This is a genomic window from Saccharothrix violaceirubra (genome assembly GCF_014203755.1).
Taxonomy (GTDB): domain Bacteria; phylum Actinomycetota; class Actinomycetes; order Mycobacteriales; family Pseudonocardiaceae; genus Actinosynnema; species Actinosynnema violaceirubrum.
In genome coordinates, this window is the sequence record NZ_JACHJS010000001.1 from 2359895 (window position 1) to 2381806 (window position 21912).

Annotated in this window: 15 protein-coding genes and 1 pseudogene; 11 read left to right on the plus strand and 5 right to left on the minus strand. The window is 73.3% G+C overall.

Annotation, left to right across the window (positions count from 1 at the left end):
* Positions 1-31 precede the first annotated feature (31 nt).
* The 4 genes from F4559_RS11685 (at position 32) to F4559_RS11700 (ending at position 5908) form a co-directional block, all read left to right on the plus strand.
* The gene (locus tag F4559_RS11685; RefSeq protein WP_184668340.1) at positions 32-913 is read left to right on the plus strand and encodes a diacylglycerol/lipid kinase family protein; all 882 of its coding nucleotides are present in this window, start codon (positions 32-34) and stop codon (positions 911-913) included.
* Positions 914-1033: 120 nt separating this feature from the next.
* Positions 1034-3796 (plus strand): DEAD/DEAH box helicase, encoded by a 2763-nt coding sequence (locus F4559_RS11690; RefSeq protein ID WP_184668342.1) that lies wholly within the window; start codon positions 1034-1036, stop codon positions 3794-3796.
* Positions 3797-3900: 104 nt separating this feature from the next.
* Complete coding sequence (locus tag F4559_RS11695; protein ID WP_184668344.1) at positions 3901-4590, plus strand: DUF4333 domain-containing protein; 690 nt, start codon at positions 3901-3903, stop codon at positions 4588-4590.
* Positions 4591-4690: 100 nt separating this feature from the next.
* The gene (locus F4559_RS11700) at positions 4691-5908 is read left to right on the plus strand and encodes a GNAT family N-acetyltransferase (RefSeq protein WP_184668346.1); all 1218 of its coding nucleotides are present in this window, start codon (positions 4691-4693) and stop codon (positions 5906-5908) included.
* Here F4559_RS11700 and F4559_RS11705 read toward each other — a convergent pair.
* On the minus strand, positions 5905-6843 hold the full coding sequence (locus F4559_RS11705; protein WP_184668347.1) for a 5'-3' exonuclease: 939 nt from the start codon (positions 6841-6843) through the stop codon (positions 5905-5907). The genes F4559_RS11700 and F4559_RS11705 overlap by 4 nt on opposite strands.
* A 240-nt stretch (positions 6844-7083) precedes the next feature.
* Between F4559_RS11705 and F4559_RS11710 the strand changes: the two genes are divergently transcribed.
* The 7 genes and pseudogenes from F4559_RS11710 (at position 7084) to F4559_RS11740 (ending at position 17349) form a co-directional block, all read left to right on the plus strand.
* Positions 7084-8211 carry a M24 family metallopeptidase gene (locus F4559_RS11710; RefSeq protein WP_184668349.1) on the plus strand — a complete coding sequence of 376 codons (1128 nt, stop codon included), beginning with the start codon at positions 7084-7086 and terminating at the stop codon, positions 8209-8211.
* Positions 8208-8657 (plus strand): Lrp/AsnC family transcriptional regulator, encoded by a 450-nt coding sequence (locus tag F4559_RS11715; protein WP_184668352.1) that lies wholly within the window; start codon positions 8208-8210, stop codon positions 8655-8657. The genes F4559_RS11710 and F4559_RS11715 overlap by 4 nt, the downstream gene beginning before the upstream one ends.
* Before the next feature lie 878 nt (positions 8658-9535).
* Positions 9536-10490: pseudogene (locus tag F4559_RS36890) on the plus strand (GlxA family transcriptional regulator).
* A gap of 16 nt (positions 10491-10506) precedes the next feature.
* A complete protein-coding gene (locus tag F4559_RS11725; protein ID WP_184668354.1) occupies positions 10507-11124 on the plus strand; it encodes a DJ-1/PfpI family protein in 618 nt (205 codons plus the stop codon).
* A gap of 99 nt (positions 11125-11223) precedes the next feature.
* Complete coding sequence (locus F4559_RS11730; RefSeq protein ID WP_184668356.1) at positions 11224-12411, plus strand: MFS transporter; 1188 nt, start codon at positions 11224-11226, stop codon at positions 12409-12411.
* 457 nt (positions 12412-12868) lie between these two features.
* On the plus strand, positions 12869-14200 hold the full coding sequence (locus F4559_RS11735) for a GGDEF domain-containing protein (protein WP_184668357.1): 1332 nt from the start codon (positions 12869-12871) through the stop codon (positions 14198-14200).
* Positions 14201-14310: 110 nt separating this feature from the next.
* Positions 14311-17349 carry a tetratricopeptide repeat protein gene (locus F4559_RS11740; RefSeq protein WP_184668358.1) on the plus strand — a complete coding sequence of 1013 codons (3039 nt, stop codon included), beginning with the start codon at positions 14311-14313 and terminating at the stop codon, positions 17347-17349.
* 7 nt (positions 17350-17356) lie between these two features.
* On the opposite strand, the gene F4559_RS11745 is transcribed toward F4559_RS11740, so the two are convergent.
* From F4559_RS11745 to F4559_RS11760, 4 genes are all read right to left on the minus strand, one after another.
* Positions 17357-17920: a DUF4865 family protein gene (locus F4559_RS11745; protein WP_246445157.1), complete on the minus strand. Its 564-nt coding sequence runs from the start codon at positions 17918-17920 to the stop codon at positions 17357-17359.
* Between the two features lie 35 nt (positions 17921-17955).
* Positions 17956-19383 carry a pyridoxal phosphate-dependent decarboxylase family protein gene (locus F4559_RS11750; protein WP_184668360.1) on the minus strand — a complete coding sequence of 476 codons (1428 nt, stop codon included), beginning with the start codon at positions 19381-19383 and terminating at the stop codon, positions 17956-17958.
* A 246-nt stretch (positions 19384-19629) separates the two neighbouring features.
* Positions 19630-21297 (minus strand): DEAD/DEAH box helicase, encoded by a 1668-nt coding sequence (locus F4559_RS11755; protein ID WP_184668361.1) that lies wholly within the window; start codon positions 21295-21297, stop codon positions 19630-19632.
* A gap of 53 nt (positions 21298-21350) precedes the next feature.
* On the minus strand, positions 21351-21860 hold the full coding sequence (locus tag F4559_RS11760) for a MarR family winged helix-turn-helix transcriptional regulator (protein WP_246445160.1): 510 nt from the start codon (positions 21858-21860) through the stop codon (positions 21351-21353).
* Between the last annotated feature and the right edge of the window lie 52 nt (positions 21861-21912).

The following is a 21912-nucleotide window of genomic DNA, read 5'->3' on the forward strand; positions in this document are numbered from 1 at the left end:
CGTATCGTGTGCCCCCGATCAGGGGAGACGCATGACGCACGCGGCACTGCTGGTCTGCCCGACGTCCGGCAGCGGTCGTGCGCGGCGGCTCGCCGGCACGGTCGCGGACCGGCTGCGCACCGCCGTGGACCGGCTCGACCCGCACGTGGCGTCGTCGGCCGAGGGCACCGCCGCACTCGCCCGCCGGGTGGTCGCCGAAGGCGTGGACGTGCTCGTGGTGCTCGGTGGCGACGGTGGCGCGCATCTGGCCGTGCAGGCGTGTGCGGGCACGGCGACGGCGTTGGCCGTGGTCCCGGCGGGCACCGGCGACGACCTGGCGCGGACGTTGGGGGTGCGGTCGGTCGAGGACGTGGTCACGGCCCTGCGCGCGGGTGCGCGACGCCCGTTCGACCTCGGCCGCCTCGACGACGGCCGGTGGTTCGCCACGGTCCTGTGCGCGGGTTTCGACTCGGCGGTCAACGAGCGGGCCAACGCGATGCGGTGGCCCGCCGGTCCGCGCCGCTACGACCTGGCGATCCTCGCCGAACTGGCCCGGCCGCGGCCGGCGCGGCTGGTCGTGGAGACGGGGGACCGGACCCTGGAGCTGGAGGCGTTGTCGGTCGCGGTGGGCAACACGGCGCACTACGGCGGCGGCATCCCGGTGTGCCCGGACGCGCGGGCCGACGACGGCCTGTTCGACGTGACCGTGGTGTCGGCCGTGCCGCGACGCACCCTGCTGCGGGTGCTGCCGACGTTGCGCTCGGGCCGGCACGTCGACCACCCGGCGGTGCGGACGCTGCGGGCCGCGGCCGTGCGCCTGGCGGGTCCGGACTGGACCGGCTACGCCGACGGCGAGCGCCTGCACCGGCTGCCGCTCGGCACGACGTGCGTGCCGGGTGCGTTGAGCATAGTCGGCTCTATTCCTTCAGTGTAGACGGAATACATAGCTCGACCTGGGGTTTTCCGGATCAGGAAGCCAAGGCGCCGGGAATCGGTGCGCGAACCCGGCCAAATGGGACCGCCGATTGTCGTACCCATGTGACAGCCTGGAAGGGTGTCAAGCGCTTCGCGGTCCCCGGCCGACGCCTACTCGGACGCCCGCCGTCGGCAGTCCCGGCCCCACCTCGCCGAGTTCCTCTCGGTGCTGTCCTTCGAACTCGACCCGTTCCAGCAGCGCGCGTGCGAGGCGCTGGCGGACGGGCACGGCGTGCTCGTGTGCGCGCCGACCGGCGCGGGCAAGACCATCGTCGGCGAGTTCGCCGTCCACCTGGCTCTTTCGGAGGGACGCAAGTGCTTCTACACCACGCCGATCAAGGCGCTGTCGAACCAGAAGTTCACCGACCTGGTCGCGCGCTACGGGGCTGACAAGGTCGGCCTGCTGACCGGCGACACGTCGGTCAACGGCGGCGCGCCGGTCGTGGTCATGACCACCGAGGTGCTGCGCAACATGCTGTACGCGGGCTCGTCCACGCTGGACAGCCTGGCGTACGTGGTGATGGACGAGATCCACTACCTGGCGGACCGGTTCCGCGGCCCGGTGTGGGAGGAGGTCATCCTCCACCTGCCGGAGTCCGTGCGGCTGGTCGGCCTGTCCGCGACGGTCAGCAACGCCGAGGAGTTCGGCGAGTGGCTGGTCGAGGTGCGCGGCGACACGACCGTGGTGGTGGACGAGCACCGACCGGTGCCGCTGTGGCAGCACATGCTGGCGGGCAACCGGCTGCTGGACCTGTTCGCGGGCGAGACGCCGGACGGGTCGACCCGGATCAACCCGCAGTTGCTGCGGCACACCGACGACCTCCAGCGCTACCACGTGCCGTGGAGCCGGGGTCGGGGTCCGCGCAACGGCGGCCGTCCACCGCGCGGCTCCGGGTTCAAGCCGCCTTCGCGGGTGGACATCGTGCAGCGGCTGGACCAGGCGGGGCTGCTGCCGGCGATCGACTTCGTGTTCAGCCGGGCGGGGTGCGACGCGGCCGTGGCGCAGTGCGTGCGCTCCGGGCTGCGGTTGAACTCGGCGGACGAGGTGGAGGAGATCCGCGAGGTCATCGAGTCCAAGACCCGGGACCTGCCGCAGGCGGACCTGATGGTGTTGGGCTACTGGGAGTGGCGGGAGGCCCTCGAGCGGGGTATCGCGAGTCACCACGCGGGTCTGCTGCCGGCGTTCAAGGAGACCGTGGAGGAGTTGTTCGTCCGGGGTCTGGTGAAGGTCGTGTTCGCGACCGAGACGTTGGCCCTGGGCATCAACATGCCGGCGCGCACGGTCGTGCTGGAGAAGCTGGTCAAGTACAACGGCGAGGCGCACGTCGACCTCACGCCGGGCGAGTACACGCAGTTGACGGGTCGGGCCGGGCGGCGGGGGATCGACGTCGAGGGTCACGCCGTGGTGCTGTGGCAGCCGGGCGTGGACCCGAAGGCGGTCGGCGGGTTGGCGTCGACGCGCACGTACCCGCTGCGGTCGTCGTTCCGGCCGGGCTACAACATGGCGGTCAACCTGGTGCACCGGTTGGGCGCGGCGGCGGCGCGGGACCTGTTGGAGCAGTCGTTCGCGCAGTTCCAGGCGGACCGCTCGGTGGTGGGCGTGGCGCGGCGGATCGAGCGCAACCGGGAGGCGTTGGGCGGGTACGCCGAGGCGATGTCGTGCCACCTGGGCGATTTTCCCGAGTACGCGTCGTTGCGGCGGCGGATCGGGGACCGCGAGAAGGCGTTGTCGCGGCAGAACACGTCGGCGACGCGGGCGGAGACGGCGTCGTCGTTGGAGAAGCTGCGCAAGGGCGACCTGATCGCGGTGCCGTCGGGCCGGCGGACGGGGTTGGCGGTGGTGATCGACCCGGGGTTGACGCCGTTGGGCGAGGCCAGGCCGTTGGTGGTGACCGAGGACCGGTGGTCGGGTCGGTTGTCGGCGGCGGACTTCCCGGTGCCGGTGGAGGTGTTGGGGCGGTTGCGGTTGCCGCGTCAGGTGGACGTGCGGTCGCCCCGGTCGCGGCGTGATCTGGCGTCCGCGGTGCGGGATTCGGGGGTGGTGGCGCCGCGGACGGTGCGGCGTCGGTCCAACCCGGACGACGACGCGGAGCTGGCGACGTTGCGGCGGGCGTTGCGGGCGCACCCGTGCCATGGGTGCGAGAAGCGCGAGGACCACGCGCGGTGGGGCGAGCGGTACCACCGGTTGCTGGGCGAGACCGAGCAGTTGGAGCGGAAGGTCGCGGCGACGACGCACTCGTTGGCCCGGGAGTTCGACCGCATCCGGGGTCTGTTGCGGGAGCGCGGCTACCTGCACGCCGCGGAGTCGGGTCCGGGCGGCGAGGTCACGGAGCACGGACTGCGGTTGACGCGGTTGTACAGCGAGTCGGACCTGTTGGCCGCGGAGTGCCTGCGGCACGGGGTGTGGCAGGGGTTGGACCCGGCCGAGTTGGCGGCGGTCGTGTCGGCGCTGGTGTACGAGGCGCGGCGGGACGGGCCGGTGGAGTCGCGGTTGCCGCCGGGCCGGGTGGCGGACGCGATGACGGCGACGGCGCGGTTGTGGGCCGAGTTGGAGGAGGACGAGCGGCGGCACCGGTTGGACCGGACGCGGCAGCCGGATCCGGGTTTCGCGTGGCCGGTGTTCCGGTGGGCGCGGGGCGAGTCGTTGGAGAAGGTGTTGTCGTCGGCGGAGGAGTACGGCACGGAGTTGGGCGCCGGTGATTTCGTGCGCTGGTGCCGGCAGGTGATCGACTTCCTGGACCAGATCCGGGACGTGGGCGGGAGCGGTGATCCGGTGGGCGCGGTGGCCCGTAAGGCGGTCGAGGCGTTGCGCCGGGGAGTCGTGGCCATGGCCACCGTTTGAGAAAGCTTCGCGGGGTGGCTGGGTGCGGTCGGCGGACCTGTGGTTTGATCGCGCCCGCAACCCTTGCACGCAGATTTGTCCAGACCGACCGTCGGAGGCCGAGCATGACCAGTCCGTACGGACCGTCCGGAGGGAACGACCCGCAGCAGCAGTGGGGCCAGCAGCCCTACCCCGGCGGGTACCCCGGCACTCCGTCGGGTGGTTTCCCCGCTCAGCAGCCCGGCTACGGGCAGCCCGACCCCAATGCCCAGCAGCAGGCGCAGTGGGGTCAGCAGCAGCCGGGGTACCCGCAGCCACAGCAGTTCCCGGGCGGCTACGACCCGAACCAGCAGCAGAACCCGTACGGGCAGCCCGATCCCAACGCGCAGCAGCAGTGGGGTCAGCAGCCGGGCCAGTACGGGCAGCAGCAGAACCCGTACGGCCAGCAGAATCCCTATGGTCAGCAGGGGTACGGGCAGCAGCCGCCGCGCAAGAAGTCCGGCGCCGTGGTGTGGGTGATCGTGGCGCTGGTGGTGTTGGTGGTGGCCGCGTTCGGCATCACCGGGTTCGTGACGCCGGGCTTCCTGAAGACGAAGGTGTTCGACAACGTCTCGGTGCAGAACGGTGTCGTCCAGATCCTGAAGGACGACTACAAGCTGTCGGACGTGGAGGGCGCGACGTGCCCGGCCGACCGTGAGGTGAAGCCGAACACCACGTTCGAGTGCACCGTGAAGGTCGGCGGCACGCAGAAGAAGGTGAAGATCACCGTCAAGACCGAGGACGGCGAGTACGAGGTCGGTCAGCCGGCCGGCTGAGTCGTCGTGGTGGAAGGGGTCGCGCCGGTCGGTGCGACCCCTTTTTCGTGCCCTGGTTTTTGGTGTGCGCCGACGGTGGCCGGCGGGGCAGGATGCGGTCGTGACCACTCACGACATCCGTGTTCTCGACGACGAATCCGACCACCGCGCCGCGCACACCCTGTTCCGCCGCACGTTGCACCGCGGTCCGGCGCCCGACGGCCCGTGGGCGTTCCTGCGTGACGCCTACGAGCCCGGCCGGGCGTTGGGTGCGTACGGGGACGGCGGGTTGGTGGGGACGGTGCAGTCGTTCCCGTCGTCGTTGGCGGTGCCCGGTGGTGCGGTGGTGCCGATGTCGGCGGTGAGCCGGGTCGGGGTGCGTGCGGACTGGACGCGGCGTGGCGTGCTGACGGCGTTGCAGCGGGTGCAGTTGCGGTCGTTCCGGGAGCGGGGTGACGTGGCGGCGACGTTGCGGGCGTCGGAGGCGGGGATCTACGGCCGGTACGGGTACGGCGTGGCGTCGCGGTTCCGGAAGGTCACGATCGACCGGCTGCGGATGGGGGCGTTGCCGAAGCCGACGGGCCGGGTGCGGTCCGTGTCGGCGGCGGACGGCACGGACGTGCTGCGCGAGATCTTCGAGCAGGTGTCGCCGGTGCGGCCGGGCACGATCGGCCGCTGGCCGGGGTGGTGGGCGCAGAACTACGCGCGGGTCGTGGGCACGGACGAGGAGCCACAGGTCGCGGTGCGGTCGGGGGAGTCGGGCGACGACGGGTACGTCGCGTACGTCGTGGACTCCGGCGGGCACGACGACGGCGAGGACCGGCCGGCGACGTTGACCGTGGCGGACCTGTGGGCGCGCACGCCCGAGGCGTGGGTGGACCTGTGGCTGTTCGTGCTGGGCGTGGACCTGGTGCGGACGGTGACGGCGGCGGACCGGCCGGTGGACGAGCCGTTGGAGTGGCTGGTGGGCGACCGGCGCGCGGTGCGGACGGTCGACGTGGTGGACGAGACCTGGTTGCGGTTGGTGGACGTGCCGGAGGCGTTGGCGCGGCGGACGTACGCGCCGGTCGACGACACGGTGGTGCTGGGGGTGCGGGACGCGTTCCTGCCGGAGAACGACGGCGCGTACGTGGTGGGCCGGTCCGGGGTGGAGCGGACGTCGGCCGCGCCGGAGCTGGTGCTGGACGTGGACCGGCTCGGGTCGGTGTACCTGGGCGACCTGTCGTTCGCGGACGCGGCGGCGGCGCGTCGGGTCGAGGTGGTCGACCCGACGGCGCCGGCGCGTGCCGACCGGTTGTTCGCGACGGCCGAGGTGCCGTGGTGCGGGACGTTCTTCTAGGCCCGTTCGAGGGCGTTGAGCAGCCTGGGCAGTGAGCTGCCCAGGCCCCAGCGCCGGCCGAGGTCGGCGACCCGGTCGGGGTCGACGGGTGCCGCGGGGACCTGGTCGGGGCGGTCCTGGACGATCGGGGCGTCGGTGGCGACGTTGACGACCGTGGGCGCCTTGGCCAGGTAGTCCTCGGCTTCGATCAGGGCGGTGCGGGCACGGGTGGTGAGCTTGCGGTCGCGGCCGTCGTGCACGGCGGCGAGGAGGGCGTCGAGCGAGCCGAACTCGGTGATGAGCTTGGCCGCGGTCTTCTCGCCGATGCCCGCCACGCCCGGCAGCCCGTCGGAGGGGTCGCCGCGCAGGAGGGCGAGCGCGGCGTAGGCGGCGCCGGTGTCGGTGGTGGGCAGGGCGTACTTGGCGGCGAGTTCGGCGGGGCCGAGCAGTTCGGCCTTGGCCCAGCCCCGGCCGAGGTAGAGGACCTTGACGGCGGTGGGTTCGTCGCGGACGACCTGGAACAGGTCGCGGTCGCCGGTGAGGACCTCGACCGGGTCGGTGCGCTCGCGGTGCGCGAGCGTGCCGATCACGTCGTCGGCCTCGTAGCCCGCCGCCTCGGCGGTGGCGATGCCGACGGCGTCGAGGACGTCGAGGATGATCGGGACCTGGGGGGTGAGGGTGTCCGGCACGTCCTCCTCGCCGTCCTGGTCCGCGGCGACGCGGTGGGCCTTGTAGGAGGGGAGCGCGGCGACGCGGAACTCCGGGCGCCAGTCGGCGTCGAGGCAGGCGACGACCCGGGACGCGTGCCGGTCGGCGACCACCTTGGTGATGGTGTCGAGGAAGCCGCGCACGGCGTTGACCGGTGTGCCGTCGGGCGCGGTCATCGAGTCGGGCAGCGCGTAGAACGCCCGGAAGTAGAGGCTGGCGGCGTCCATCAGGACGAGTGGACCACTCACCCCGGAGAGCTTGCCAGATCCCGTCCGCGAGTCCGCCGCTCAGGCACCCCGGAACACTCGCCCGGGCACCGCGAGTTATGCGTTCAGGCACCGCGAGTTGTGCGTTCGGACACCGCGAGTTGTGCGTTCGGGCAGTCTCGACCGGTCCGGAGGCCGAGTTTGTCCACAGGGGTGCCGGTTGTCCACAGGTCCGGGCCGCGTGGTGTCCGACCGCCGGACTCGCGACTACGCTTCGCGGACATGTCGACCCATGTTGGACCCATTGACGTGGAAGCACTCCGTGCTCGCCTGGGCCGGGCCACCGCCGCGGCCGCCGAAGCCGGAGTGGACGCCTTGCTGATCTCGCCCGGTTCCGACCTGCGCTACCTGCTCGGGATCGGCGGGTCGTCGTTCGAGCGGCTCACGTGCCTCGTGCTGCCGGTGGGGGGCACGCCCGTGCTGGTGCTGCCCAAGCTCGAGCAGCCCGGCTACGCGGCCGTGCCGGTGGGCGAGTTGGGCGTCGAGTTCGCGCCGTGGGTCGACGGCGAGGACCCGTACGCGTTGGTGCGCAAGGCGTTGAAGCGGACGGACCGCGTGGCGGTCGCGGACATGATGCCCGCGTTGCACAACCTGCGGCTGCGGGAGGCCGTCGGCGGCGACCAGGTGCTGGCCGGTCCGGTGCTGCGCGAGCTGCGGATGCGCAAGGACGCGGTCGAGGTGGCGGCGTTGCGGGACGCGGGCGCGGCGATCGACCGCGTGCACGCCCGCGTGGGCGAGTGGCTCAAGGTCGGGCGGACCGAGGCCGAGGTGGGTGCGGACATCGCGGCGGCGATCGTGGCGGAGGGCCACGAGCTGGCCGAGTTCGTGATCGTCGGCTCCGGGCCGAACGGCGCGTCGCCGCACCACAGCGTGTCCGACCGGGTGATCCGGGCCGGTGACGTGGTGGTCGTGGACATCGGCGGGCCGCTGGCGGGCTACAACTCCGACTCGACGCGCACGTACGTGTTGGGCGAGCCCGAGTTCGAGGACGTGCGCGAGACGTACGCGGTGCTGGAGGCCGCGCAGCGGGCGGCCGTCGAGGCGGTGCGGCCGGGTGTCACGTGTGCCGAGGTCGACGCGGTGGCCCGGCGGATCATCACCGAGGCCGGGTTCGGGGAGTACTTCATCCACCGCACGGGTCACGGCATCGGTCTGGACGTGCACGAGGAGCCCTACATCATGGGCGGCAACGACCTGCCGATCGAGCCGGGCATGGCGTTCAGCGTCGAGCCGGGCATCTACCTGCCGGGCCGGTGGGGCGCGCGGATCGAGGACATCGTGGTGGCGACCGAGGACGGCGTGGAGTCGTTCAACAACCGGCCGCACGACCTGGTGGTGCTGCCGGCGTGACGAACCTGGAGCCGACGGACCGGGCGATCCTGCGCGAGCTGGCCGCCGACGGCCGGTGCAGTTTCACCGATCTCGCCGAACGGGTGGGGTTGAGCGTGTCGGCGGTGCACCAGCGGGTGCGCCGGCTGGAGCAGCGCGGCGTGGTCAAGGGCTACGCCGCGCGGCTGGACGGCGACGAGATCGGGTTGCCGCTGACCGCGTTCATCTCGCTGACCCCGATCGACCCGGCGGCTCCGGACGACTACCCGAAGCGGCTGGAGCACCTGCCGCAGATCGAGGCGTGCTACTCGGTCGCGGGGGACGCCTCGTACGTCCTGCGCGTCCGGGTGGCCTCGCCGACGGGTCTGGAGGAGTTGCTCAGACAGATCCGGGAGGCGGCGAACGTGTCCACGCGCACCACCGTCGTGCTGTCCACACCGTACGAGGACCGCCCGCCCGCCGTGTGAGACCGGACCCGCGTGGCGGGTCCTGTTCGTCAGCGCGGTCGGCGTGCGGGTCGGCGTGCGGGTCGGCGTGCTCGACGGCGATGTGCGGCCGGCCGCGGCGGCGTCCTCCGGCGACGGGAAGTGGACACCGACCGGTGGTGGTCCGAGCACGGAGAGCCGAGCACGGAGAGCCGAGCACAGGGACCGACAGCGCGAGGGCTTGAGGACGTGCGGTCGGAGGACGTGGGGTCCGAGGGCAGGTGACGGAGTGCCGCCCGGCCCGGTGGTCCGGACCAGGTTTCGACCCGGTGGCAGAGGAAGCCGGACTTCACCGAGGTCGAATCCGGCGTGGTGGGCAGCGCCGAGGCCGGCGCTGCCGCGGTCGGACCGGATCGGCCTGTGCCGGACATGTCCGCACCCGAACGCACCCGGCCGTCGGCTACGACACCGGCTTCGCCATGCCCCTCGACTGGCGCACGCTCGTCCCGAGTCCCGAGTCCCGAGTCCCGAGTCCCGAGTCCCGAGTCCCGAGCCCGGTTCACCACCGTCCCGGCCGGCATCGGGTTCCGCCCGCCGGGCTGTCCGGCGTAGGTGTGAGCCGGTGGCGGGCGGTCGTCGCGCCGTCCGGTCGTGGGGCTGTCGTGTCGCGCCGGGTCCGATCGGCCTGGCCGCCGGGCGGTGTGGGACGGCGGCGGGTGCGTACGGTCGTGGACTGCCGATCCTTCGGCGGCTTGTCGGTGCGTCCGCTGTGGATCGTCGGTCGTGGCTCTACGGCTGTGGACGCATGCTCGCGGATACGGGGCTGGGGGGATGTCGGATCCGGGCGAGGGCCGGGTCTGGCAGTAATCGAGGGTGGCGTGTCGTTGCCGCCGGCGCGGCCGGGTCGGAGGGTGGAGGTCGTGGAACGCGAGGTGCTGGTCGTCGGCTACGAGGACGCCGTGCTCACGGACCTGGCCGGGCCCCTGGACGTGTTCGAGGGCGCCCGCCGGGTGCGGGGTGGCTACCGGGTGCGGACGGCGGCCGTGGGCGGCGGGTTCACCGCGTCCGGAGTACGGCTGCGGGTCGAGGACCTGCGGGACGTGGTCGGGCCGGTGGACACGGTGCTCGTCGTCGGCGGGCAGGGGTGTTGGGCGGCGGCGCGGGACCCGGAACTGCTGGGTCACCTGACCCGGATGGCGCGGGGCGCGCGGCGGGTGGCGTCGGTGTGCACGGGCACGTTCGTGCTCGCGGCGGCCGGGTTGCTCGACGGCGCGCGGGCGACGACGCACTGGGCCTACTGCGCCCGGCTGGCCGCCGAGTACCCGGCGGTGGAGGTGGTGCCGGACGCGATCTTCGTGCGCGACGGCCGGACCGCCACCTCGGCCGGGGTGACCGCGGGCATCGACCTGGCGCTCGCGCTGGTCGAGAGCGACCACGACGCGGCGTTGGCCCGGCTGATCGCCCGGTGGATGGTGGTGTTCCTCCGGCGTCCGGGCGGCCAGTCGCAGTTCAGCGTGCGGTCGGACGTGCCCGCGGTGCGCGACGGCGGGTTGCGGGCCGTGCTCGACGAGGTCGCCGCCGACCCGACCCGGTCGTGGACCGTGGACGGCATGGCCCGGCTGGCCGCGATGAGCCCGCGCCACTTCGCGCGGGGTCTTCCCGGACCGGGTCGGCCTGTCGCCCGCGCGCTACGTCGAACGCGTCCGCGTCGAGGCGGCGGCCACGCTGCTGGAGTCCGGCGACGCCGGGCTCGACGCGGTCGCCCGCCGGTGCGGTTTCGGGTCGGCCGAGACGCAGCGCCGCGCGTTCCTCCGGGTGCTCGGCATCACGCCGGGCGGGTACCGGGACCGGTTCCGCACCACGGGTGCGGCCTAGCCATGAGGGGGATCGAGTGGACCTGGCATTCGTGCTCTACCCGCGGATGACCGCGTTGGACCTGGTCGGGCCGTACGAGGTGCTCGCGCACCAGCCTGGCGTGACCGCGCACTTCGTCGCGGAGACGACGGAACCCGTCGTGACCGACGCGGGGCTGGTGATCGTGCCGACGACGACGTTCGCCGCACTCGACCGGGCCGACGTGATCGTCGTGCCGGGATCGAGCGACTACGAGGGCGTGCTCGCGGCCGGTGTGGTGGCGCGGTGGCTGCGGGAGGTGCACCCGAAGGCGACGTGGACGACGTCGGTGTGCACGGGGTCGACGTTGCTCGCGGACGCGGGTGTCCTCACCGGACGGCCGGCGACCACGCACTGGGCGGTGCGGGAGTTGTTGGGCCGGCTGGGCGCCGAAGTGCGGTCCGAACGCGTCGTGCGCGACGGCGACGTGATCACCGCCGCCGGGGTGTCGGCGGGCATCGACATGGCGTTGACGCTCGTCGGCCTGATCTGGGGCGATCGGGTCGCGATGGCGTCGCAGTTGGCCATCGAGTACGACCCGGAACCGCCCTACGACGCGGGGTCGCCCGAGTCGGCGCCGCCGGAGGTCGTCGCGGCGGTGCTCGGCAAGGTGTGAATTTCCGCCGCGCCCGGGATCGGTGGATACCCGGCGCGTGCCGTGCCGCTGCTTGTACCGTGACGCCCCCGGTCGACGGCACTTTTCGGCGGAGGAGCATTGGGCACGGGTTTCCGGGCGGCGTTCGCGGTGCCCGAGTTCCGGGTGTTGTGGTCGGCGGCGGCGCTGTCGACCATCGGTGATCAATTGGCCAGGGTCGCGCTGTCGGTCCTGGTGTTCGAGCGGACCGGTTCGGCGGCGTGGACCGCGTTGACGTACGCGCTGACGATGCTGCCCGCGTTGGTGTCCGGCGTGCTGCTGTCCGGGCTGGCCGACCGGTTCCCGCGGCGGACCGTCATGGTCGTGTCGGACGCGTTGCGCGCGGTGCTGCTGGGCGTGATGGCCGTGCCCGGCGTGCCCCTGTCGTTGGTCGCGGCGTTGCTCGTGGTGGCGCAGCTGGCCGAGGCGCCGTTCTCGGCCGCGCAGGGGGCGTTGCTGCCGACGGTGCTGGGCGACCGGTACGAGGCCGGGCAGTCGGTGCACCTGATCACCCACCAGTCCGGGCTGCTGCTGGGGTTCGTCGGCGGTGGCCTGGTGGTGGCGTGGCTGGGCACGTCGGGCGCGTTGGCCGTGGACGCGGCCACGTTCGCGGTGTCGGCTTTGGTGCTGCGGCTGGGGTTGGTCCACCGGCCGGTGTCGGGCGTGGTGAAGCGGACCCACGTGCGCATCCGCGAGGGCGCGGCGCTGGTGTGGCGCGACCGGCGGTTGCGGCTGCTGGTCACGTTGGGCTGGCTGGCGTTGTTCACGGTGGTGCCCGAAGGGCTGGCGGCGCCGTTCTCGGCCGAGTCCGGGATCGGTGTCGAGGGCGTGGGCCTGCTGCTCGCGGCCGACCCGGCGGGCATGGTGCTGGGGACCGTGCTGCTGCGGTTCCTGCCGACCGACCGGCGGGTGCGGTTGCTGGGGTTGCTGGCGGTGGCGACGGCGTTGCCGCTGGCCGGGTACCTGCTGGCGCCGCCGTTGGCGGGCGCGGTGGCGTTGCTGGCGCTCAGCGGGGTGTTCAGCGCCTACCAGGTGACGGCGGGGGCGACGTTCGTGCGGCTCGTGCCGGACGAACAACGCGGCCAGGCGTTGGGATTCGCGCGCAGCGGGCTGGTCGCGGCCCAGGGCGTCGGCGTGGCCGGCGGCGGGCTGCTGGCGACGGCGACCGGGTCGGCGGGGACGGCGATCGCGGTGTCCGGTGTGGTCGGTGCGGTGCTGGCGGCGTTGGTGACGCTCGCCTGGTCGCGGGTGTCGGTGCCGGCGGCCTGACCGGTGGCGGAAGCCCGAACGCGGGTTTCAGGGTGCCCGAACGCACATTTCGCGGTGTCTGAACGTACAACTCGTGGTGTCCGAACGTATAACTCGCGCGGGTGGGGTGGAGCGTCGGGCCGGTGCGGCCCGACGCTCGGTCCCGGGGTGGTCCGGTCGGCTGGTCACCAGATCTTGTCGCGCATGGGGACGCACCTCCTCTCGATGTGGCGGCGGTTCCGACGGGGGACGGTGAGGATGTACCAGATCTTGTCGCGCACCGTGGTCACCCCCTCCGGATGTGGGATACGCGATCAGGTGGCATTCCCGCAGGGGAACGCCCGATCTTGCCGCGCATCGTCGTCTACAGTGTGGTTTCCGTCACCCCGGTAGCGGCTGACAGCGGTGGAGGTCACAATTACTGTGACGCTCCGTCGGGGAGCGTGTGCTGTCCGGGGCGGACGGTCGTGAGGAACCTATGGGCGGATCGAGGTCGGCGTCGCCGGGTGACAGACACCTGCTGCGACTGCGCACCTTGTCCCGCCCTGCGCTCGTCTTCGTCCTGACCGTCGACCTGCTCGCCGTCGTCGCCATCGCGCTGTCCGCGACGCGTCCGGTGGGCGACGGTGCCTGGACCACCTTCGGCGTCCTCGCCGTCTCGGCCGCGCTGCACCTGCACTGTTCGCGGTGGATCGAACGCATCCGCCGCGACCACAGCCACCACCCGCACGTGGACCTGTGCAGCATCTGGATCCTGGCCGGCGCCCTGGCGCTGCCGCCGCTGCCGGCCGTGCTGCTGGTCGTGTTCATCTACCTGCACCGCTGGTGGCTGGTCGGCCGTTGGGACGCCTCCCGGCCGCCGCACCGCAACGTCTTCACCATGGCGATGATGGTGCTGGCCGCGCTCGCCGCGAACACCGTCGTCGGGCTGACCGGCCTGCGCGAGCACCTCGCCGCCCGCGCCCCGGAGGGCCCGCTCGACCTGGTCGGCCTGCTCGGCGCCGGGCTCGCGCAGTGGGCGGTCAACACGTTCCTGGTCGCCGCGGTCATCCTGCTCACCGTGCCCGTCCGGTCGCTGCGGAACGCGTTCGGCACGGCCGGGGACAACTTGCTGGAGGCCGCGCAGCTCGCCCTGGGCATGTTCGTCGCGCTCGCCGTCGCCTGGTGGCCCGGCTTCGCGGTGCCGATGGTCGTCGCGGCCGTCGCCCTGCACCGCACGGTACTGATCCACCAGCTCGAACTGGCCGCGCGCACCGACGCCAAGACCGGCCTGCTCAACGCCGAGGCGTGGCACCTCCAGGCCCGGGTCGAACTCGACCGCACCCGGCAGCGGCCCGGCGGCACCATGGGTCTGTTCATGGTGGACGTCGACCACTTCAAGGGCATCAACGACACCCACGGCCACCCGGCGGGCGACGTGGTGCTGCGGCGCATCGCCACCGCGCTCACCGCCGTGGTGCGCCGGGGCGACGCGGTCGGCCGGTTCGGCGGCGAGGAGTTCGCCGTGCTGCTGCCCGACATCGAACCGGCCGAGGCACTCGACGTCGCCGAACGCATCCGCGAGCAGGTCCACGGCCTGGTGATCGAGACCGGCGGCGGCACGGTCGCCGGCCTGACGGTCAGCATCGGCATCGCGGTGTACCCGTTCGTGCCCGAGGACACCATCGAGGGCATGCTCGCCGCCGCCGACTCCGCGCTCTACTCGGCCAAGCGGCTGGGGCGCGACCAGGTGCGGTTCGCGGGCACGCGGCGGCGCACGCCGTGGACCCCGGCGGCGCGCACCGAGGCGCCCGACCGCCTGACTTCTTGATCGACACAGCGTTTCGGTCCGCGAGTTCACCCACCAGGGTCTGTTTCGAGACCTGCGTGGCGTAAGTTCGGCCGGCCACCTCATCGAACGTCCGGCAAGGGTGTGAGTCCGTGGACCTCGGTGCCCCACATGGAATCCGGTTCCGCTTCGAGTCGGGGCTGCTGCGCGCGGTCCTGCTCGACGTGCACGGCAAGCCGCCGCTCGCCCTCGGCGAGCACCTGTCCGCCTCGGGCGGCGCCCGCGACCTCGTCGTGTCCCCGGGCGAGCCCGTGCCCGGCGACGGCGGTGTGCACGCCGTGCTCACCCTGCGGTTCGACCTGCCCGAACCGGCGCGCTGGCTGCTCACCGCCGACGCGCCCGCCGAGCGGGCCGGCGACGGCGTCGCGTTCACCGCGCCCGACGCGGTGCGGCTGTCCGTGTCGGCGACGCGACCGTGCGAGGTCGTCGAGAACGGCGTCGCGGTGGAACTCCCCGCCGGCGTGTCCGAAGTGGACATCACGGTCGCCAGCGCGCCCGTGTACCCGATCGCGGACACGGCCGTCGTCTGCCGCCCGGACCAGGTGCTCGAAGCCGCGGTCGTGCTCTCGTGCCTGCCCGGCGACCGGTTCACGCCGCTGCTGACCACCGACGACCGGGAGGCCGGCGACCTGGCCGTGGCGATGGGTGTGCGCCGCGTCGTCCACCTGACCGGTGGACCCGACCTCGTCGGCACCGAACGCCTCGACCTGCGCTGCGACGACCTGTCCGTGCTCACCAAGGCGGCCCGGGACCTGCTCGACGTGGACGGCCCCACGCTCGACGTCGCGCCCGACGCCGACCCGGCCACCGCGCTGCTCCTCGCCCGTCGGACCGGCGCCGTGCTGCGCGTCGTGGAAGGCGCGGCGCCCGTACCGGCCGTGCCCGACGCCGGGACCGACGAGGCCGTGCTCGTCGAGGACACCGGCACGACCGACGTCCTGGTCGCCGCCCTGTACGCGCACCACCGGGGCGCGCGGCTGGTCGTGACGCCGGTGCCCGACCTGACCGTGCTGCACGACCTGCTCGCGCACGACCACGCCGCCTACGACGACGCCTACCAACGCCACCTGGTCGACGCGGTCGCCGACGCCGTCACCGCGCAGGTGCCCGCGCACGTCGTGGACGCGGTCGGCGACCGGGCGCTCACCGCGTTCACCACCGGCCTGCCCTACCCGTTCGTGCGGACGTGGGACTCCGACTGGGCGCGCAAGCCCGTCGGGCACGTCCTGGACCGGGCCGCGCTGGTCGTGCTCACCGAGTTCCACGCCGCCGCCGGCCCCCGGCCCGCCGCCACGTTCGCCGTGGTGGTCGACGCCGACTGCGAGCCCGCCGCCGACCCCGGGACCGCCCACCACTTCACCCACCCGCTCGTGCTGACCCCGGACGAGGCCACGCCCGAGGCCCTGCGGTGGCTGACCACCGCGCTGCCGGTCGAACTCGTGCACCTGGGCCCCGACGCCGACGAGCCCGGCCCGCTCGGACACCGGCCCCTGGTGATCACGCGGGCCGCCCGGCCGTGGGCCGGCACCGGACGCCGCCGGTTGCGCGCGGGCGCGCGGGGCGCCGTCGTGGCCCTGTGGCCGGTGTCCGACGACCTGGCCGACGCGTTCGCCCGGGTCGTCGTCGACCGGCTCACCGCCGGTGAACAACCCGCCGCGCGGGCGGTCGTCGGCACGGGCACGCCCGGCGACGTCGAACGCGCCCACGTGTGCGTCGGCACGGTCGACACCCGGCTCGACCCGTGGCGCGACCGGTCGACCACCGCCGACGAGGCCGCGGCGGCGCACGGCGGACTTCTCGCCGCCGCGTTGCCCGACTGCCCCGACGGGCTGGTCCCCGTGCTGCGCCGGGAGCTGACCGTCGTGCGCGTCGCGGCCGAGGCGGGCGACGTCACCGGGTCGGTCGCCTACGTCGACCTGCTGCTCGCCGAGTCGGCGCACAGCGACGACGTCCCGGCCCTGATCGCCCGGCTGGACGCCGTGCTGCCCGACCTCGACCTGCCCGACGACGCCCTCGACCGCCGCCTGGCCCGGCGGCACGAACTGCTCGGCGCGTACTACGAGAGCCGGGGCGACGACGTGGCCGCCGCCGACGAGTACGAGCGCTGCACGGCCCGGGGCGGCGGGCCGCACGTCCTGGTCCGCGCCGCGCGGACCCTGGCCCGGTCGGGGGAGTCCGACCGGGCCCGGCACGCCGCCGCGCGGGCGCGGGCCGAGGGCGACCGGGCGACCGTGCTGGAGGCGACAGAGGTGCTGGGCGGCTTGAGCGAACGAGCGGACGACCACGACGAGTGGCTGCGGTACACGTCCGAGGGCCGGGAGCTGGCCGCCGAGGACGGCGACCGGGCCGCGCTCGCCCGCTTCACCTTCGACCGGTGCCGGGCGCTGCACCGCGGCGGCGACCTCGACGCGGCCATCGCCACCGGCGTCGAGGCGGCCGAGCTGTTCCGGGAACTGCGCGACGAGCACGCCGAGCTGGGCGTGCTGCGCGTGCTCGGGCTGTGCCACCAGGACCGCGGCGACCTGGACACCGCCGGCTACTACGCCTCGGCGGCCCTTGCCCAGGCCGAACGCCTCGGCGCGCACGTCGACGTCGCCGAACTCCACGGCGATCTCGGTCGCCTGTCCACCGCGCGCGGCGAGCACCCGCAGGCGTTGGAGCACTACCGGCACGCGGTCGAGAAGACCGTGGCGCACGGCGCGTGGGAACCGGCCGCCCGGCTGCTGCCCGACCTCGCGGTCGGCGCGGTGCGCGCGGCCGACACGCACGCGTTGTGGACCACGGCGTTGTGCGGCGGCCTGATCTGCGAGACCGCCGAACGCGACGTGTGGCAGTCGCTCGTGCCGCTGGTCGTCGACTCGCTCAAGCGCGCGATCGAGACCGGGCCGGTCGAGCTGACCCAGCGGGGCATGACCGACTTCGCGGGTGCGGTGACGACCGGTGAACGCGCGGACATGCCGGTCCAGGTCGGCATGCTCGCGGACGTCGTGGTCGTGCTGCTGGCCTGGCTGATGGACCGCGTGGACGACCACATCCTCGGGTTCGCCCACGAACTCGACCGCGACACCGGCGGCGTGCTCGACCTGGTCGGCTACGTGTCCGTGCCCTACCGGCAGCGGTTGCGGGGCTGAGCGGGGATCACCAGTGCCGGCCGGTGGCCAGGTCGGCGAGTTCCGGTCGGGACAGGTGGGCCACGCGGTAGCGCACGCCCTCGTCCGGTGCCTCGCCGGCGTACAGGGTGAAGCGGACCAGTTCCCAGCGGCTCGGGTCCACGGCCACCGCGACCGAGTGCACGTCCGGCGTGTGCTCGGCGGCGCGGGCCAGTGCCCGGTCCAGGGCCTCGGCCGGGTCGGCGTCGGGCGCCAGGGTGTCGACCACGCGGGTGGCCGCGGTGGGCGTGCCGTCGTGGGCCGGGCCGCGGTCGAAGCCGGCGCCGACCCAGTGCCGCACGACCGGACGGCCGAAGTCGGCGCTCAGGCCCCGGAAGCCCGCACCCCACAGGAACGAGTTCATGCCCTCGGCCGTGCGCCACAGGTAGAACGGCGCGTAGGCGTTGACCGGCGACCCGGCTTCGCGTTCCCGCACCAGGTACGCCTTGAGCGCCAGGCCCGGGAACGCGTCGAGCAGGTGCCCCTTCGTCGCGACGCGGTCGCGGATGATCCCCATGTCGTAGTCGGCGGGCAGGGTGATCTCGTACTGCATGGCGTGCATCGTTCCCCCATGTCCACAGTGGACGGCTAGCGCCCGGACAGCCGGGCGCCGATCTCCTTGACGGTACGCACGAGCAGGTCGATGTTGTCGGCGGTGGTGCGCCAGTTCACGATCGCGGGCCGCAGTGCCACCCGGCCCCGGTAGACCGTGGTGCCCGCGTACACGCGGCCGTCGTCGAGCAGTTCGGCGCCCAGGCGTCGGTTGAGGTCGTCCAGCTCCGGTTCGGACAGTCCCGCCGGTGCGTAGCGGAAGCACACCACGAAGACGGTGACCGGGGCGAGCGACTCCAGGTCGGGATCGGCCTCCACCGCGTCGCCCAGGCGGCGGGCCAGGTCCTGGTGGCGTTCGACCATGGCCCGGTGCCCGGCGCGGCCGTACGCGCGCAGCGTCGCCCAGATCGGGAACGCCCGCGCCCGCCGCGACGACTCGGGGCCGAGGTTGTTGTAGTTGACGAACTCGTCGTCGGGCTCGGGCAGGTAGGGCGCGTTCCAGCCGCCGAACGCCCGGCCGAGCAGCCCGGCCTCGCGGACGAACGCGAACCCGCTCTCGTACGGCACGTTGAGCCACTTGTGCCCGTCGGCGGCCACCGAGTCGGCGCGGTCGACGCCCGCGGTGAGGTGCGCGGTGCGCGGCGACAGCGCGGCGAACAGGCCGAACGCGCCGTCGACGTGCAGCCACGCGTCGTGCCGCGCGACCACGTCGGCGATCGCGTCGACCGGGTCGAAGTCGCCGGCGTTGACCTCGCCCGCGTTGGCGATCACCACGGCCGGGCCGGAGGTGCCCAACTCCCGGTCCAGTGCTTCGAGGTCGATGCGGCCCGCGTCGTCGCGGCTGAGCGTGCGCACGTGGTCACGGCCGACGCCCAGCAGTTGCAACGCCTTGCGGCTGCTCGCGTGCACGTAGCCGCTGGAGAACACGGGCATGCGCGGCAGTCCGGCCAGACCGTCGGCGGTCACGTCCACGCCGTGCTTGCGGCCCCAGTCGAAGCGGGCGCACGCCAGGCCGGTGAGGTTGGCGAACGTGGCGCTGGGCGTGAGCACGCCGCCGTGGGACGCCGGAAGTCCGAAAAGCTCCTTGAGCCACCGCAGGACCACGGTCTCCGCGCGGGTGGCCAGCGGCGAGGTCAACCACAGACCGGCCGGCTGGTCGAGCAGGGAGGTGATCCAGTCCGCCGCCTGGGCCGCCGGGGTCGCGCCGCCGACCACGAAGTGGAAGAAGCGCGGCCCGGACGAGTGCGTGGCGGCCTTGGTGCCGATGCGGAGCAGTTCGGCGACGGCGGTGAGGGTGCCGTCGCCGTCCTCGGGCAGCGGACCGTCGAGGTCGTCGAGGAGGTGTGCGTGCGTCGCGTCGCGCACCGGCAGGTGCGGCAGTGCGTCCAGGTAGGGCCGTGCGGCCCGGTCGACCATGCCCAACGCCTCGACGGCGTCGTCGGCGGCGTGCAGTGGATCACCCATCACCGCACGGTAATCCGTTGATCCGATCAGCGGAAGGCCGTTTCCGCCCACGCGTGTCCTCCGCTCAGGCACCCCGAGTTACGCGCTCAGGCATCCTGAAACACGCACTCGGGCACCAGGCGTCCGGGACTCGGACTCCCGATGCACGTCCGACACACGCGAATCTTGAGCACACGCTCGGGAAGCCGACCACGCACTCGGCCCGGCAGGACCGGGTGGCCGCCGAACACGGCCACCCGGTTCGCGTCAGCGCTGCTCGTCGCGCTCCCGGCGCACGGTGACCTTGCGGCCCTTCACGGTGGCGCCGCGCAGTGCGACGATCACCTGCTGGGCGGCGTTCTCGGGCACCTCCACCAGGGAGAAGCGGTCGGCGATCTCGATCGCGCCGATCTCGCGGCCGTTGAGCCGCGCCTCGCCGGCGATCGCGCCCACCAGGTCCTGGGGACGGATGCCGGCACTGCGGCCCGCGTTCACGAACAGCCTGGTCATGCCGGCCGTCGGCGGGCGGCTGCGGCGTTCCCGGCGGGGCGCGCCGTCGCCGCGGCGGTCGGTGCGCGGCGCCACCTCGGGGATCTCCTCCTCGTCGGAGGCCGCCCCGGTCGCCTCGTGGGCCAGTTTCACCGCCGCCAGGGCGATCTCCATGACGTCGAACTCGTCCGCGAGGGTCTCGACGACCACGCGGAAGCCCTCGAGTTCGTCCTCCAGCAGGCTCTCGTGCAGCGCCGCCCGGGTCAGCTCCAGCCGCCGCGCGCGCAGGTCCGCGATCGTCGGGACCTTCTCCATCTGGATGCGCTGCTTGGTCACGCGCTCGATGGTCTTGAGCATGCCGTGCTCACGCGGTTCGGCCAGCGTGATCGCGACGCCCTCACGCCCGGCCCGACCGACCCGGCCGATGCGGTGCACGTAGGACTCGGGCGCGGACGGGACGTTGTAGTTGACCACGTGGGTCAGCTGCTCGACGTCCAGGCCGCGCGCGGCGACGTCCGTGGCCACGAGCAGGTCCGCCGTGCCGTTGCGCAGGCGCGCCATGACGCGGTCGCGCTGCTCCTGGCTGATGCCGCCGTGCAGGGACTCCGCGCGGTAGCCGCGGCCGTTGAGCGTCTCGGTGAGCTGGTCGACCTCGTCGCGGGTGCGGCAGAAGACGATCGCCGCGGTCGGCGCCTCGACGTCGAGCACCCGGCCCAGCGCGGCGGGCTTGTGCGCGCGGGGGACGACGTAGGCGACCTGCCGCACGCGCGGTGCCTCGCCGGGCTCGGTCTGCTCACGGCTGATCGTGATGCGGACCGGGTCCTTGAGGTGCTGGTTGGCCAGGCGGTTGATGCGGGGCGGCATCGTGGCCGAGAACAGCACCGTCTGACGGGCCTCGGGCGCGTCGGCCAGGATCGCGTCGATGTCCTCGGCGAAGCCCATGTCGAGCATCTCGTCGGCCTCGTCCAGCACGACGATCTCGAGGTGGTCCAGGCTGAGCGTGCCCCGGTTGAGGTGGTCGATCGCCCGGCCGGGCGTGGCGACGACGACGTCGACGCCCTGCTCCAGCACGCGCAGCTGGCGGCCGATCGGCTGGCCGCCGTAGATCGGGAGCACGCGGGCGCCCAGCTCGCGGCCGTAGCGGTGGATGGCCTCGGACACCTGCACGGCCAGTTCACGGGTGGGGACGAGCACGAGCGCGAACGGCGCGCGTTCGGTGCGCTCGCCCTTCGCCATGCGCTCCAGGACGGGAAGGGCGAACGCGGCCGTCTTGCCGGTGCCGGTGGCGGCCTGGCCGAGCAGGTCACGTCCCTCGGACAACGGGGGGATGGCCTCGCTCTGGATGGGGGTCGGTTCCTCGTAGCCGAGTCCGGAGAGCGCCCGCAGTAGTTCCGGGCGTAGCCCGAGTTCGGCGAAGCTGGTCCGGTCATCGGGCGCGTCGGTCATGGGTCAAGTTTCGCTGATCGGCTCCGAACCGCTCGGCGAGGGGGTCTCGCAGGTCAGGAGAGGGCCTCGGCGCCGGTCACCAGCTTGAGGCAGAGATGGCGCAGCAGCACCACTTCCTCGTCCGTGAAGTCGCGGAACAACGCCGCCATGGCGACCTCCGACGGCTTGCGGAACGCCTCGACCCAGCCCCGGCCCGGGGGCGTGATCGCGACCCGGACGGCCCGCCGGTCGGCCGGGTCGGGGGACCGGCGGGCGAGCCCCTCGCGTTCGAGGGTGTCCACGAGGCCGGTCGCGTTGCGCGGGCTGATGCCGCCGGACGCGGCCAGGTCGCCGATGGTCAGGCCCGGCTCGCCGGCCACGCCCAGGCGGACGAGCAGGTCGAGGGCCGCCGGGCTCAGGCCCCGGCTCTCGGTGCCGCGCGACCGGAGTCGGTCGACGGCGTGCGCGGCCACGCGGACGGCGGCGGCGGCCTCGAACGGCGCGGTGTCGCCCGAGGTCAGGTGGGTCATGGCGGTGCGGGTGGCGGGGGAGAAGTAGTGGCCGTTCACATCGAAGGAGTTCATAGTGAAGCAGTACATTACTACGTACTTCCATAAATGGAAGGCCCCCGTCGCC

What these genes read in the sequence shown, in the direction of transcription:
- F4559_RS11685 (WP_184668340.1), top strand. Translation starts at nt 32, where the DNA reads ATGACGCACGCGGCACTGCTGGTCTGCCCGACGTCCGGCAGCGGTCGT.
- F4559_RS11695 (WP_184668344.1), top strand. Translation starts at nt 3,901, where the DNA reads ATGACCAGTCCGTACGGACCGTCCGGAGGGAACGACCCGCAGCAGCAG.
- F4559_RS11710 (WP_184668349.1), top strand. Translation starts at nt 7,084, where the DNA reads ATGTCGACCCATGTTGGACCCATTGACGTGGAAGCACTCCGTGCTCGC.
- F4559_RS11735 (WP_184668357.1), top strand. Translation starts at nt 12,869, where the DNA reads ATGGGCGGATCGAGGTCGGCGTCGCCGGGTGACAGACACCTGCTGCGA.
- F4559_RS11745 (WP_246445157.1), bottom strand. Translation starts at nt 17,920, where the DNA reads ATGCAGTACGAGATCACCCTGCCCGCCGACTACGACATGGGGATCATC.
- F4559_RS11750 (WP_184668360.1), bottom strand. Translation starts at nt 19,383, where the DNA reads ATGGGTGATCCACTGCACGCCGCCGACGACGCCGTCGAGGCGTTGGGC.
- F4559_RS11755 (WP_184668361.1), bottom strand. Translation starts at nt 21,297, where the DNA reads ATGACCGACGCGCCCGATGACCGGACCAGCTTCGCCGAACTCGGGCTA.
- F4559_RS11760 (WP_246445160.1), bottom strand. Translation starts at nt 21,860, where the DNA reads ATGAACTCCTTCGATGTGAACGGCCACTACTTCTCCCCCGCCACCCGC.